Below are 13,977 nucleotides of genomic sequence, written 5' to 3'. Positions count from 1 at the left end.
TAGCTAAAGTTTACATATTACTTAAAAAGTAAAAATGAATTTCTAGTTTAAGCACCTATTAAGACTTCAAAATCAAAAAATATTTTTAAACAAAGTCAATCAACAAGTGCCCACACAGATTGTCTGATAAATTGTTAAAGAACAGCTTTCTGTCGATAAAGACAAAAAAGAACGACGCACTGTATTTAAACTTATTCACAACAGTGCGTCGTTGTGTGTGGTGCATTATAGAGATTTTTTAAATACGTGCAAGTACTTTTTGTAAAAATTTGTAAAAAATTTACCGCTTGCGTAATTTTAAAACAGAACGTCTTGTTAATAATCAATAACTGCATATTTCTTCATAAATTAATATGATTGATGTTTTTTACTCTCCTATTATTTTATAAAAATGTGATCTTCATCACAAAATTATTTAGTCTTTTGAAGTTCTTACTGCTATTATTTACAAATCCAATTTAGTTATTAACTTTTATAAGGAACAAATATGAGTCAATTAGATGAATTACGTAAAGTCACTGTTGTTGTTGCCGATACAGGTGATATTGAAGCAATGAAACTTTATAAGCCTGAAGATGCTACAACAAATCCATCTTTAATCCTAAGTGCATCGGCATTACCACAATATGCTCCATTAATTGAAGATGCCGTTGCTTATGCTAAAACACAAAGTGATGATAAAGCTCAGCAATTAGTTGATGCTGAAGATAAATTAGCCGTAAATATCGGTTTAGAAATCTTAAAACTTGTTCCAGGCCGTATTTCAACAGAAGTAGATGCTCGTTTTTCTTATGATACAGAAAAGACTATTGCTAAAGCACGTAAATTAATTGCTTTATATAATGCAGCAGGTATTAGCAACGATCGTATTCTTATTAAAATTGCATCAACTTGGCAAGGTATCCGTGCAGCTGAAGTTTTAGAAAAAGAAGGCGTTAACTGTAACTTAACGTTATTATTCTCTCAAGCTCAAGCTCGTGCTTGTGCAGAAGCTGGTGTTTACTTAATTTCTCCATTCGTAGGTCGTATTTTAGATTGGTATAAAGCGAATGAAGGTAAAGAATATGCTCCTGCTGAAGATCCAGGTGTAATTTCTGTAACAAATATCTACAACTATTATAAACAATATGGTTATAACACGGTTGTAATGGGTGCAAGTTTCCGTAATGTTGGTGAAATTACTGAATTAGCAGGTTGCGACCGCTTAACTATCGCTCCGACTTTATTAAAAGAATTGCAAGAAAGTAACGAACCTTTAGTTCGTAAACTTGAATATAAAGGTGAAGTAAAAGACCGTCCAGCTCCTATGACAGAAGCAGAGTTCTATTGGGAACATAACCAAGACCCTATGGCTGTTGAAAAATTAGCTGAAGGTATTCGTAAATTTGCGATTGACCAAGAAAAATTAGAAGCAATGCTTTCTGAAAAACTTTAATACTGACTATGATGGTATAATTTAATAAATAAGGCTGGCTAGCTAAAATAGGCCAGCCTTATATTTTATGAGTCCTAAAATCTAAAATGCCTGAACATTCTACTTTTGTTTAATAAATGATATGATAAATTGATTCGCTTGTGAAAATTAGAGTTTTCTCTCATAAAACACTTACTTAAATAACGTTATAATAAGCATAAATTAAGAACAAAAATAAAATGAAACTTTGGCAAACAAAATCTTGGCTAACGTGGTTACTCTCCCCTCTCTCTTTCCTATTTTTGCTCGTAACAAAAATCAGACACTGGCTTTATCAAAAAAATATATTAAAGTCTTACCGAGCACCTGTCCCAGTTTTAATTGTTGGTAATCTTTCTGTTGGTGGAAATGGTAAAACACCTGTTGTGATCTGGTTAGTTGAACAATTACAAAAAAAAGGAATAAAAGTTGGCGTCATTTCTCGTGGCTATGGAGGGAAAAATAAGCAATATCCTCAATTAGTCACTCAAACAAGCTCTGCTGAGATAATGGGAGATGAACCTGTATTAATTGTGCAACGAACGAATGTTCCATTAGCAATCTCACCAAATCGCCAACAAAGTATTGAATTACTCCTTAATCAATTTGAATTAGATCTTATTATTTCTGATGATGGCTTACAGCATTATGCTTTGCAACGAGATATAGAATGGGTCGTAGTTGATGGTATAAGACGTTTTGGAAATAATTTTTTACTCCCAGCAGGTGGGTTGCGTGAATTACCAAGTCGCTTAAAGTCTGTAGATGCTATAATTTGTAATGGAGGCATACCTAAAGTGGACGAACACTTGATGAAATTAGAGCCTAGTTTTGCAGTAAACCTTTTAACTAATGAACGCAAAGCCATACAAGAATTTACTCAATCTTGTGTTGCTATAGCAGGTATTGGGCATCCTGCTAGATTTTTCACGATGTTAGAAACATTGAAAATTTCACTAATAAAAACGCAAGCATTTGCAGATCATCAAGCCTTTAATATTACACAACTAAAAGATCTAGCTGATACGCAAACACCTTTACTGATGACAGAAAAAGATGCGGTAAAATGTAGAGATTTCGCTCAACATAACTGGTGGTATATTCCTGTTTCTGCAAAATTTTCTGAAGAATCAACCGCTTGTTTACTTAATTCAATCCAAAGAAAATTAAAAAATAGCTAAATTGAGGAAAAATATGAACGAAAAGTTACTGAATAATCTTACTTGTCCTGTCTCTAATGAAAGATTAGAATGGGATAAAGAAAATAACTGCTTAATCAATCATAAACTTAATATTGCATACCCAATTAAAAATGGCATTCCCGCTTTATTGCCAGAAGCAGGAGAAAAAATATAAACTTTACTTGCGACACAAATATTATTCACTACATTCAGAGGGAAATGAATATGAAAAAATATAACCTTACTTTAAGTATTTTATTTACGTTAGGGCTATTTTCTTGCACATCTAACCCACCTGTAGCGGTCGTACAAGGTGAACAAAATGCTGATTATGTAGCAAATAAAGTTATTCATATAAGTGAATCGCAAACAGAGTTAAGGTCTCCAACTTCAGAGCTTATTGCCCAAAAACCTAAAGGAGTCATTGCTCAATGCTTTGATGGTAGCTATGCTCTAGATACTCAAACATATCCTTGTGCTCAGTCTGGTGGCATAAAGCATAGATTTACTCACTATTCTTCAGATTAGAATCTTTCAACATAAAATGCACATCAGTAATTTTATACTTCTGTGCATTTTATGAATCACTATTTATCTTGTTGTTCAGGCTTTTTTTCTGGCTCAGGATCAAACTTCACTACGGGTACGCAACCTCGGCAAGCACCTTGATTGACACCTAGTTCCTCGCAAAATTCATCATATTTTTCGAGTGCATTTTTAAACCAATTTTTCTTTTCTGTCTGTTCGCTCATACTTTTCTCCTTTATTATTTATCATTTACAAGCGGTCAAATTTTGCAACTTTCTTGTAAAAACTAACCGCTTGTTAGCTAAATTAATCTCGGAAGTTATTAAATTGGAATGGCTGTCCTAATTCTGCACCTTTCACTAATTGGATAGCAGCTTGAAGATCATCACGAGATTTCCCCGTTACACGCACTTGCTCACCTTGAATTTGAGCTTGCACTTTGATTTTTGAATCTTTAATAAGCTTGGTGATTTTTTTCGCCATATCCGATTCAATACCTTGTTTAAGCTTAATTTCTTTTGAATAGAGTTTGCCGTGATGTTCGCTTTCTGTTGGAATATCTAACGAGTTATGCTCAATTCCACGTTTCACACAAGAACCAATTAAGATTTCAATAAGCTGTTCTAATTGGAAATCGGACTCTGTTGTTAATTTAATGCTTTCGTTTTTCTCATTTAATTCGATAACCGCTTCCACTCCACGGAAATCATAACGAGTGCTTAATACACGGTTAGCGTTTTCTACCGCATTACGCACTTCGTGCATAGTGATTTCAGATACAATATCAAATGATGGCATTTTGTTCCCCTTAAATTAATTTTCAAATAAATTCTTCGCATTAAGCAACACACATAATGCGGTTAAATCACCAAAGTTTACCACAAAATCAGCCTGTTCTTGCACTTTAGGTTTGGCGTGAAGTGCAACACCAAGGCTTGCTGTTTTGAGCATAGGTAAATCATTGGCTCCATCGCCGACCGCAACCCATTGATTTTTAGGAATATTAAATCTAGTTGCCAAATTTTGTAGCGTTTCTGCTTTAAACTGAGCATCCACCACTTTGCCTAATACTTTCCCTGTTAGTTTTTGCTCTATAATTTCAAGCTGATTTGACACGGCAAAATCAAGCTCATATTTCTCTTTCAAATAATCAGCAAAATAGTCAAAACCACCTGAGGCAATAGCCAATTTCCAGCCTTTTTGCTTTAAGGTTGCAACCATTTTCTCAAAGCCATCCATAAGCGGTAGATTTTCACGCACTTTTTGCAAAATACTTTCTGAGGCATTTTCTAAGGTGCCAACACGTTTACGCAAACTTTGCTCAAAATCGAGTTCACCACGCATTGCACTGGCAGTAATGGCTGATACGATCTCGCCCGTGCCGGCAAGTTTGGCGATTTCATCAATACATTCAATTTTAATGGCAGTGGAATCCATATCCATTAATAATAAACCCGCTTGATTTAGATTAGGGACAATATTGAGACTACTCACATCGGCATTTATTTCCTTTGCAATCTCACGCAATGTACAAGCGGTTAAATTTGTGGAAAAAAATGCAATTTTATAGCCTAAATAATCCGCTTGTTTAAGTAATTTTGCCTCTGCATTTTGTGAAAACTGCTCAATTTCTGCAGAGCTTAATGTTTTTGAATAGATAAAAATTGTGTTTGTCATAATCTGTTTTTGTGAAGTTTAAAATTTACTAAGTTAATCTAGCAGAAAACCGTGCTACAATCACGCATCATTTTAAGGGGATTTAAATGTATATTACTCGAGAAAAAATAGCAAAAACGCTTTTATTGGCAGGTATTACGGCTCTCTGCTGTGCAATTATTGCTGTTATTCTAACGGGCGTAAATCAATTTAAGTTAGGATCACAATTAGCCAGTATCAATCAAGTCTCGAACCTTTCGCATTTACTGGTTCGACAACAAGCGAATGTTATTTCATTTTTATTAGTAAAAAATGCAAAGACAGATGAATTAACCGATGCGCTAGACGGTTTTGCTAAAGAAGAATTTATTATTGATGCCAATCTATATGCTCCTAATGGGGTGCTTTTAGCCCGTAGCCAAAATGCAAAAGAGTTGAAAGAGTTATTAGCATCAGATCAGGCTGAAGCTACGCAACAAATTGTTGAACCCGTTTTTGCACAACAAATGTTAGTTGGTTTTTTGCGTGTAACCTTTGATGCGCAATATGGGCAAACAACAAAAGTCAGAGTGGAACAACAATTTAATCAACTGTATGGCGAAATTATTATTTTAGTTTTAACTGGGATTTTATTCGCAAGTAGCGTTCACTACTATTTCCGTCGAAAAATCTACCATATCCATACTAACTCAAAACCAACACTTGGCGAGTCAAAAACGCAAACACAACGATTTCATTCCCGACGTCGTCTTTTAAGACGTAAATAGTTTTTCGGAAATGTGATAAACGATTGTAATTTAAGCAAATAAGCGTATAATATCCGCCGTTTTTCGCCGAATGGCACTTAATAAAAATGATAGAACTTAAAGAGGAATAAATGGCTAAAGAAGATAGCATTGAGATGCAAGGTACAATTTTAGAAACCTTACCAAATACAATGTTCCGTGTGGAATTAGAGAATGGTCACGTAGTAACTGCACATATTTCAGGTAAAATGCGTAAAAACTACATCCGTATTTTAACAGGCGATAAAGTAACCGTTGAAATGACTCCATACGATTTAAGCAAAGCACGTATTATTTTCCGTGCAAGATAATCACAAAAATAAGGCGAACCGTTGAGTTCGCCTTATTTGTTTTTAACCTTTTTCAATAATCCCTTCTGCACAAGCAAAGGCTGAAGACCACGCCCATTGGAAATTATAACCGCCAAGCCAGCCGGTTATATCAAGCACTTCGCCGATAAAATAAAGCCCTTCGGTATTCTTAGCTTCCATTGTTTTAGAGGAAATATGGTTCGTATCTACCCCTCCTTTCGTAACTTCAGCGGTACGATAGCCTTCCGTGCCATTCGGTAAGAACTGCCAATGATGAATAAATTGCTCTAACGCATTTAATTCGGCTTTACTTAGTTGGGCGATAACTTTGTCGGAGAGTAATTTTTGTTCCAACCAAACCTCTACCAATTTTTTCGGTAAATAACGTGATAAAACGGTTTTTAGCTGCAATTTCGGCGAAGATTGACGCAGTTCAGCCAGAATATCCAAAATGGAATCATTTGGTAACAAATCAATTTCAACGGTTTCACCCAATTCCCAATAGTTTGAAATCTGCAAAATCGCAGGGCCGGATAATCCTCGGTGGGTAAATAACATTTGGTTACTAAAACTTTTGCCATTGCTTGAAACTGTAATTGGCATTGCAATGCCGGAAAGCTCGACAAAATGTTTATCACTCTCTTTCCAAGTAAAAGGAACAAGGCTTGCACGAGGCGGGATAATGGGAATATCAAACTGTTCGGCAATCTGATAACCAAAAGGGCTTGCTCCTAATGCAGGCATAGACAAACCGCCCGTAGCAATCACTAAATTTTCAGTTTGAAATTGATTACAAGCGGTCGAAATTTGGAAAGTGTTTGCAATTTTTTCCACAGAAACCACCGCTTGTCGCAACAAAATTTCGACTTTACCTTTTTCGCATTCAGCTTGTAATAAATTCACAATTTGTTGAGAGCTTTCATCGCAAAAAAGTTGCCCTAGTTCTTTTTCGTGATAAGTAATGCCATAGGTTGCCACCAAAGAGATGAAATCCCATTGGGTATAACGTGAAAGTGCGGATTTCACAAAATGGCGATTTTGGCTTAAATAGTGGCTGGCATTCACATCTAAATTCGTGAAGTTACAAAAACCACCGCCCGACATTAAGATTTTACGCCCGACTTTTTTACCGCTATCTAAAACGACAACCTTTTTGCCTGCTTGCCCGAGCTGAGCAGCACAAAATAAGCCTGCTGCCCCAGCTCCGATAATGATTACATCAAAATTTTGCATTCGAAATTAACTGCTGAAATAAGAAATGGGGGAAGATTACCCTACCCAAATAAATTTCGCAATAAAGAGCAGTGAAACAACTGCAACTGATGGATTAATTTCTTTCCAACGACCTGTAAAAGCTTTCATTACGCAGTAGCTAATAAAACCAAAGGCAATCCCTTCCGTAATGGAGTAGGTAAACGGCATCATTGCAGTGGTAATAAAGGCTGGTGTTGCTTCGGTTAAATCATCCCATTTCACTTCAATCAGGCTTGAAGCCATTAAAATGCCGACAAACACTAATGCCCCTGCGGTTGCATAAGCGGGTACTAAGCCTGCAAGTGGTGAGAAGAAAATGGTTAGGAGGAATAAAATTCCTACTACAACAGCAGTTAAGCCTGTACGTCCGCCAACAGATACGCCAGAACCGCTTTCAATATAGGTTGAAATAGCAGATGTTCCCATATAAGAACCAGCCATTGCTGCGGTACTATCTACCAATAGGGCTTGTTTCATTCTCGGGAATCGACCTTGCTCATCAGCAAAACCTGCTTTAGTAGTTACCGCAATTAAAGTGCCTGATGAGTCAAATAAGTTCACCAACATAAAAGAGAAAATAATGCCAAGCAAGGCGACATCAAATGCACCTGCAATATCAACTTGCCCAACAACAGCCCCTAGACTTGGTGGCATAGACATCACACCATTAAAAGTTACTGCAGGGTCAAATATTAACGCTAGGGCAGTAACCACAGTAATAGAAATTAATACACCAGAGTGAATGCCTTTTGCGGCAAGCACAACAATGATAAAGAAACCTAAAATACCCATTAACACTTTTGGATCGTGCAAATCGCCTAACGCAACAAGTGTTGCTGGGCTTGGAACAACTAATCCCATATTTTTAAAGCCGATTAAGGCGATAAATAAACCGATACCTGCACCAATCCCCACACGTAAACCGAGCGGAATTGCAGACATAAACCAGTAGCGAATTTGTAAAACGGTTAAAAGGAACAAGCCAACAGAGCCTAAAAAAATCGCTCCCATTCCGACTTGCCAAGAGTAGCCAAGTTTTTGCACGACCACAAATGCAAAGAAGGCATTTAATCCCATTGCAGGGGCAAGTGCGATAGGTAGATTACTAAATAATCCCATTGCGATAGTGCCGAATGCAGCGATTAAACAAGTGGTTACAAACACTACTTGAGTATCCATACCGGCTACACCAAGAATTGAGGGATTAACGAAAACAATATAAACCATTGTGAAAAAGGTAGTGATACCTGCCACAATTTCTGTTTTAGCATTGCTACCTTTAGCCGATAGCTGAAATAATTTTTCTAACATAAGACCTTCAGAATTTTAAGAAACAACAACGCCCAAGCAAACGTTTGCTTGGGCGTTGTCGATTTTTATCACGAAACAGATAACTTAGCAAGTGATTTAATAATCTAATACTAAATTCAATAATTCAACCGCTAAAAAAGCAAGGCTAAAACGTTGTTCGTCTGCTACTGACCAGAATTGGATTCCCTGCTCTGATTTAGCGAGTAGCTGACTGATTTCTAATGCGTTTTCCTCTTCATTTTCACCATTTTTAACTGCAGTTATTACCGTTTTTTCACTGAAATTCACCCAATTTGTCGCTTTCCATTCCTCGCTTAATGTTTCCGCATCTAATTGATATTCAGACTGCACCGAAACCATTTGCGACACACCGTAAAACACAGGAACTTGTACTGCGTGGAAAGTTGTACAAGCGGTTAAATTTGGCAATACTTTTGCAAGTTGTAATTCAAAGGCTTTTGAAAACGGTAGATTTTTTTCTTCCCCTTGTACATTTGCAGGCACAACATCAAAAGCTATACGTTCTGCATTTTCATCAAACGGAATACCATTTAGCAAACGAGCGGTTTGCCCTGCTAATTCTTTTACTTTTTCATCACCAAAGTAAGCAGAGGGTAAAAGCGAGGTAACAAAAACCTGGCTTAATGGTTGATTTAAAATCGGTTTTAATGCGAGTGCTAATTGTGATACTTGAGGATTCGCAAGGGCAACAATATTTCGCTCACGTAAATTTGCTACGTTTTCATCATTAATGCTTGGCACAACGACAGGCACATCGCTAATCAAGGCGGTAATTCCATATAAATCTAAAATGACACATCCTGCTTTAACCGCCTCTGCCAACACTTCTGCTTGAGCCATTTTGCCGGCGAAGAATACGTGAGTGAATTCTGCCCAGTTCACTTCATCTAAGGCATATTGTGCAACGGCTTTTGTGCCAAAACGTAAATTTTGTTCTTCACCAAAAGGCTCAAGCTCGACTGCCGAAATTTTTTCAATGGCTAAATTTTTATTTTCTAGTGCTTCCAATAATTTTTCAGCAAGAGCAAAATCACTTGCGATAGCTAAATGAATGTTTGACACGGTATCTCCTTTTTTATTACTCAGATATTAATAAATTATATGCTAATTTATTGCGAGTTAAAGAATAAAAACAAAAAATTGGTTTAATAAATGTCAGTCTAATTACAACAATAGACAAATTCACCTCTTATTCGACTGCTATTTTTTCACATTATTCGATAAAATAACCAAATAGGACTATAGAATACTAAAAAGCGACAAGCGGTTAAATTTAGTGAAAATTTTGCAAAAATCCTCTCTTTGTTTTCTAACTGATTTGCTTTTCAAATGAAGCGACTTTTGATATAGTTGCTACTTTAAAAGTAGCGTCTCATTCTCATTATTGAGAAATAAAAAGAGGCAAAAGCCCAATATTTTAAATGAAATGGCAAAGCAAGATTCAGATTGTATAACATTAGATCTGTTTGCGACTGTACCAAAGGTTGGGCGTCCTCGCACAAATCCTCTTGCTCGAGAGCAACAAATTCGAATTAATAAACGTAACCAACTTAAGCGTGATAAATCCTCAGGCTTAAAACGTGTGGAGTTAAAGTTACATTCGGATTTAGTGCAATTATTAGAGGAACAGGCGTCTGAGCGTGGTATCTCTCGCGGACAATTAATTGAAATAATTCTAAATAATTATATCAAAGATAGGTAGTAAGAATGGCAGTTGTAGGTTTATTTTACGGTAGCGATACAGGTAATACAGAAAATATCTCGAAAATGATTCAAAAACAATTAAGCCCTGAATTAATTGATATTCGTGATATTGCAAAAAGTACAAAAGAAGATATCGAAGCATACGATTTTTTAATGTTCGGTATTCCAACTTGGTATTATGGTGAGTCTCAGGCAGACTGGGACGACTTTATGCCGACTTTAAAAGAGATCGATTTCAATGGTAAAGTCGTAGCTATTTTTGGTTGTGGTGACCAAGAAGATTATGCAGAATATTTCTGTGATGCAATGGGTACGATTCGTGATATTGTTGAACCAAACGGTGGTGTAATTGTTGGCCATTGGCCGACTGAAGGCTATACTTTTGAGGTATCACAAGCATTAGTTGATGAGAATACTTTTGTTGGTCTATGTATTGATGAAGATCGCCAACCAGAATTAACGACTGAGCGTGTTAATAAATGGTGTGAACAATTAAAAGAAGAGATGTGTTTAGATCAACTCGCATAATTACTTTTTAGATAATAGGTGGCTAATATGTCTGAAGAAAATGTAAAACGTTTAAAAGATGTAGGTTTAAAAGTAACAGAGCCTCGCTTAACTATTCTTGCATTAATGCAAGAAATCCGTGATGAAATGCAACATTTTGCTGCGGAAGATATTTATAAGATTCTACTCGAGAAAGGCTCAGATATTGGTTTGGCAACCGTATATCGTGTTTTAAATCAATTTGAAGAAGCAGGCATTTTAACTCGCCATAACTTTGATGCAAACAAAGCCGTCTTTGAATTAAATATGAACCACGAACACGATCACATCATTTGTATGGACTGCGGTAAAGTATTTGAATTTAAAGATCCGGATATGGAACGCCGCCAACGTGAAATTAGTGAAAAACACGGTATGGAATTAGCCAATCATAGTTTATATCTATATGGTAAATGTAGTAATTTAACAAACTGTGATGAGAAAAAATAACCTTTTTCTCCTATTTTATTGATTCTTTAATTATCTACCGAAGTCTTATTATGAGACTTCGGTATTGTTCTATATAGGTTATCCTAAATTAAGATTATGATGGAAGAAAATAGACAAGATGTCGTCGATGCTCATATTCGACAACCTCGCAAAATATCTCCTTTCTGGCTCTTGCCTATCGTTGCTTTTATTATTGGTGTGTTGCTATTTTTTCAAATATTAAAAGAACAAGGCGAAACCATTACGATTAGATTTGCAAAAGGTGATGGCATTACCGCAGGAAAAACTGTTATTCGCTACCAGGGGTTACAAATCGGTCAAGTAAAACGTGTTTACTTTATTGATAATTTAAAAGAAGTTGAAGTTCAGGCGGAAATTAACCCCGAAGCCAAAAGTGTTCTACGAAAAGAAACTAAATTTTGGCTGGTACAACCAAGTGCTTCTTTAGCAGGAGTATCAGGCTTAGATGCTATTGTTTCAGGAAACTATATAACTCTTCTTCCTGGTGAAGGCGAACCGACCGATGAATTTATTGCAGAAGAAGATCCTCCAGCGGTAACCGTAAGTGATGGGGACTTGCTCGTTCGCTTAATTTCTGATGATCTTGCCTCTATTACGGTAGGTGCTAGTGTTTATTTCCGTAAAGTACCTGTTGGTAGCATAGCCGACTACCGCTTTACTGCTGATCAGCAAAAAATTGAGATTGATGTCATCATCAACAAAAAATATGCAAACTTAGTCAAAAAAGAGAGCCGTTTCTGGAATATTAGTGGGATTACTGCAGATGTCAGTTTGCAAGGTATTAATGTGAATATGGACAGCCTTGCTTCTGTTGTGCAAGGTGCGATTGCATTTGATTCACCAGAGACTGTTGATGTTGCAGAACAAGGGCAAAAATTTGATCTTTACCCTGATCTAAAATCTGCCAAGCGAGGTATCGAAGTTAAGGTTAAAGTGCCTCTAGCTTCTAACTTAAAAGTAAATAATACAACTGTATTTTACCAAAACATACAAGTTGGTACGCTTTCGCAATTAAAATTCTCAGATGATGAAAATAAACCGGATCAGCTAAAAAATGAGTCTGAGTATAGAATGTTGGAAGGAACATTATTAATAGATCCAAGCCATATTAATCTATTACGTACTGGTTCAAAAATTTTATTAAAAGAACCTAAATTCTCATTGAATAAAGAGCAACTTGCTAAAGCAGGCGAATTATTCCGTGGAATTTATTTTGATATTTTATCTGGAGAAGGCGAACCTCAATATGAGTTTATCGTACAAAAAGAGGCCGATTACCTCCTTAATCTTCCAAATTTACTAAGTGTCAGTTTAACATCTCCTCAAGCTTATGGGGTTGATGTTGGGCAAGGTATTTATTATAACGATGTGCAAATTGGCGAAATATTAAAACGAAAGCTCAATTTAGATAACGTTCACTTTGATGGCATTATTTATCCGCAATATCGCAATTTAGTTGGCAGCAATAGTAAATTTGTGGCAATTTCTAATATAGATATGTCAGTTGGATTAGACGGCTTAAAAGTGAATGCAGGCTCTCCGTCTGATTGGCTAAAAGGTGGTATTCGTTTATTAACAGGTACAGCAGGCGGAAGTCCGAAATCAAATTACCCTCTTTATAAAGATATAGAAAGTGCGGAATCAGGTATTACAACCTTAGATAAAAAACCGACTATCACGCTTTCTGCAGATTCATTATCTGGCATTAGCGAAGCTTCAGTTGTGTTATACCGTGATTTCCAAGTGGGCGAAGTATTAAAAATCACCCCAAAACAAAAACAGTTTGATGTAGAGTTATTTATTCAACCAAGTTATCGTCATTTATTAACAGATAAAAGCCGTTTTTGGATAGAACCAGCTATGGCTGTTGATGTATCAATGAAAGGGGTTAGTGTTGCCGCTTCACCATTAATGCGAACACTAAAAGGTGCAATCAGCTTTGACAATAGTAGTTCAAAAGGAAATAAATCTTTATACGCTAGCAAAGAAAAAGCGACTTCGGACAATACTTATATCACCTTAATTGCTAAAGATGGATCTAAACTTAGTGAAGGTATGGATATTAAATATATGGGTTTAACTGTTGGACAGGTTGAAAAGTTAGAATTGCAAAATGCAAAAAAACAGATAAAAGTGACCGCTTATATCTATGGTAAATATTACCCATTAATTGCAAAAGCTGGTGCTAAATTTAGCGTGATAGCCCCAGAAATTAGCACTTCCGGCTTTAAAAATTTAGATGCCGCATTACAAAATTATATTACCGTTGATGCAGGCTCTGGCAAAGCACAAACACAATTTACCCTCGCAGATACGGACACAACCAAAACTACATATAGCAATGGTTTCCCTATTATTGTAGAAACAACCAATGCAAATGGTATTCAACCAGAAGCCCCTGTGATGTACCGTGGTATGCAAGTGGGTGTAGTGAGTCACTTAGGATTAAGCGAACTTGGCGATAGAGTGTTAATTCATTTGAAAATTAACAACAAATACAAACATTTAGTCAGAACCAATACACAATTCTGGCAAGCATCTGGCTATACAATGGATATTAGCTTGCAAGGAGTGAGTATGAATTCTGGTACTATGTCGCAATTATTAAATGGCGGTATTGAGTTCTCAACTCCTTATACAAGAGTAGTGAAACCTCAAGCACAAGCTAACCGCAGATTCTTCTTACAACGCAAAGTACCTGATGATGCCCCTGCTTGGGAACAAGGTATTGCAGAGTAATTTTTATTAGATTGGAG

The 13,977-nt window shown here is 36.3% G+C and carries 16 protein-coding genes; 10 read left to right on the top strand and 6 right to left on the bottom strand.

The window, feature by feature from the left end; all coding sequences use genetic code 11:
* Positions 1-487 precede the first annotated feature (487 nt).
* The 4 genes from tal to PTQ27_RS03680 all read left to right on the top strand — a co-directional run bounded on the left by tal (position 488) and on the right by PTQ27_RS03680 (position 3,162).
* The gene (gene tal / locus PTQ27_RS03695) at positions 488-1,435 is read left to right on the top strand and encodes a transaldolase (protein ID WP_273749357.1); all 948 of its coding nucleotides are present in this window, start codon (positions 488-490) and stop codon (positions 1,433-1,435) included.
* A 218-nt stretch (positions 1,436-1,653) separates the two neighbouring features.
* Entirely contained in the window at positions 1,654-2,634 is a 981-nt protein-coding gene (gene lpxK / locus PTQ27_RS03690; protein ID WP_273749356.1) for a tetraacyldisaccharide 4'-kinase, read from the top strand.
* A gap of 13 nt (positions 2,635-2,647) precedes the next feature.
* Positions 2,648-2,809: a Trm112 family protein gene (locus tag PTQ27_RS03685; protein ID WP_273749355.1), complete on the top strand. Its 162-nt coding sequence runs from the start codon at positions 2,648-2,650 to the stop codon at positions 2,807-2,809.
* 50 nt (positions 2,810-2,859) lie between these two features.
* Positions 2,860-3,162, top strand: a complete 303-nt coding sequence (locus PTQ27_RS03680; RefSeq protein WP_273749354.1) for a hypothetical protein — start codon at positions 2,860-2,862, stop codon at positions 3,160-3,162.
* 59 nt (positions 3,163-3,221) lie between these two features.
* Here the strand turns inward: PTQ27_RS03680 and PTQ27_RS03675 are convergent, their stop codons facing one another.
* The 3 genes from PTQ27_RS03675 to serB form a co-directional block, all read right to left on the bottom strand.
* Positions 3,222-3,386 (bottom strand): DUF5363 domain-containing protein, encoded by a 165-nt coding sequence (locus tag PTQ27_RS03675; protein ID WP_273749353.1) that lies wholly within the window; start codon positions 3,384-3,386, stop codon positions 3,222-3,224.
* Positions 3,387-3,468: 82 nt separating this feature from the next.
* Entirely contained in the window at positions 3,469-3,960 is a 492-nt protein-coding gene (locus PTQ27_RS03670) for a YajQ family cyclic di-GMP-binding protein (RefSeq protein ID WP_273749352.1), read from the bottom strand.
* Between the two features lie 15 nt (positions 3,961-3,975).
* Positions 3,976-4,839 (bottom strand): phosphoserine phosphatase SerB, encoded by an 864-nt coding sequence (gene serB, locus PTQ27_RS03665; protein WP_273749351.1) that lies wholly within the window; start codon positions 4,837-4,839, stop codon positions 3,976-3,978.
* An 86-nt stretch (positions 4,840-4,925) separates the two neighbouring features.
* On the opposite strand from serB, the gene PTQ27_RS03660 reads away from it, so the two are divergent.
* Complete coding sequence (locus tag PTQ27_RS03660) at positions 4,926-5,585, top strand: YtjB family periplasmic protein (protein WP_273749350.1); 660 nt, start codon at positions 4,926-4,928, stop codon at positions 5,583-5,585.
* Positions 5,586-5,695: 110 nt separating this feature from the next.
* Positions 5,696-5,914: a translation initiation factor IF-1 gene (gene infA, locus PTQ27_RS03655; RefSeq protein WP_025217878.1), complete on the top strand. Its 219-nt coding sequence runs from the start codon at positions 5,696-5,698 to the stop codon at positions 5,912-5,914.
* A 42-nt stretch (positions 5,915-5,956) separates the two neighbouring features.
* Here the strand turns inward: infA and PTQ27_RS03650 are convergent, their stop codons facing one another.
* From PTQ27_RS03650 to PTQ27_RS03640, 3 genes are all read right to left on the bottom strand, one after another.
* Entirely contained in the window at positions 5,957-7,147 is a 1,191-nt protein-coding gene (locus PTQ27_RS03650; RefSeq protein ID WP_273749348.1) for a BaiN/RdsA family NAD(P)/FAD-dependent oxidoreductase, read from the bottom strand.
* A gap of 36 nt (positions 7,148-7,183) precedes the next feature.
* The gene (locus tag PTQ27_RS03645) at positions 7,184-8,479 is read right to left on the bottom strand and encodes an NCS2 family permease (protein ID WP_273749346.1); all 1,296 of its coding nucleotides are present in this window, start codon (positions 8,477-8,479) and stop codon (positions 7,184-7,186) included.
* A gap of 96 nt (positions 8,480-8,575) precedes the next feature.
* The gene (locus tag PTQ27_RS03640; RefSeq protein WP_273749345.1) at positions 8,576-9,562 is read right to left on the bottom strand and encodes an oxidoreductase; all 987 of its coding nucleotides are present in this window, start codon (positions 9,560-9,562) and stop codon (positions 8,576-8,578) included.
* Between the two features lie 364 nt (positions 9,563-9,926).
* Between PTQ27_RS03640 and ybfE the strand changes: the two genes are divergently transcribed.
* The 4 genes from ybfE to PTQ27_RS03620 all read left to right on the top strand — a co-directional run bounded on the left by ybfE (position 9,927) and on the right by PTQ27_RS03620 (position 13,960).
* Positions 9,927-10,202: a LexA regulated protein gene (gene ybfE, locus PTQ27_RS03635; RefSeq protein ID WP_273749344.1), complete on the top strand. Its 276-nt coding sequence runs from the start codon at positions 9,927-9,929 to the stop codon at positions 10,200-10,202.
* Positions 10,203-10,207: 5 nt separating this feature from the next.
* Positions 10,208-10,732: a flavodoxin FldA gene (gene fldA, locus PTQ27_RS03630; protein ID WP_273749343.1), complete on the top strand. Its 525-nt coding sequence runs from the start codon at positions 10,208-10,210 to the stop codon at positions 10,730-10,732.
* Between the two features lie 27 nt (positions 10,733-10,759).
* On the top strand, positions 10,760-11,200 hold the full coding sequence (gene fur / locus PTQ27_RS03625) for a ferric iron uptake transcriptional regulator (RefSeq protein ID WP_273749341.1): 441 nt from the start codon (positions 10,760-10,762) through the stop codon (positions 11,198-11,200).
* Positions 11,201-11,299: 99 nt separating this feature from the next.
* Positions 11,300-13,960, top strand: coding sequence for a PqiB family protein (locus tag PTQ27_RS03620; RefSeq protein WP_273749360.1), 2,661 nt, complete (start codon positions 11,300-11,302; stop codon positions 13,958-13,960).
* The last annotated feature ends 17 nt before the right edge of the window (positions 13,961-13,977 follow it).

It is taken from the genome of Mannheimia cairinae (assembly GCF_028649535.1).
Lineage (GTDB): Bacteria > Pseudomonadota > Gammaproteobacteria > Enterobacterales > Pasteurellaceae > Mannheimia > Mannheimia cairinae.
This window is presented reverse-complemented; position numbering and strand designations above follow the sequence as displayed.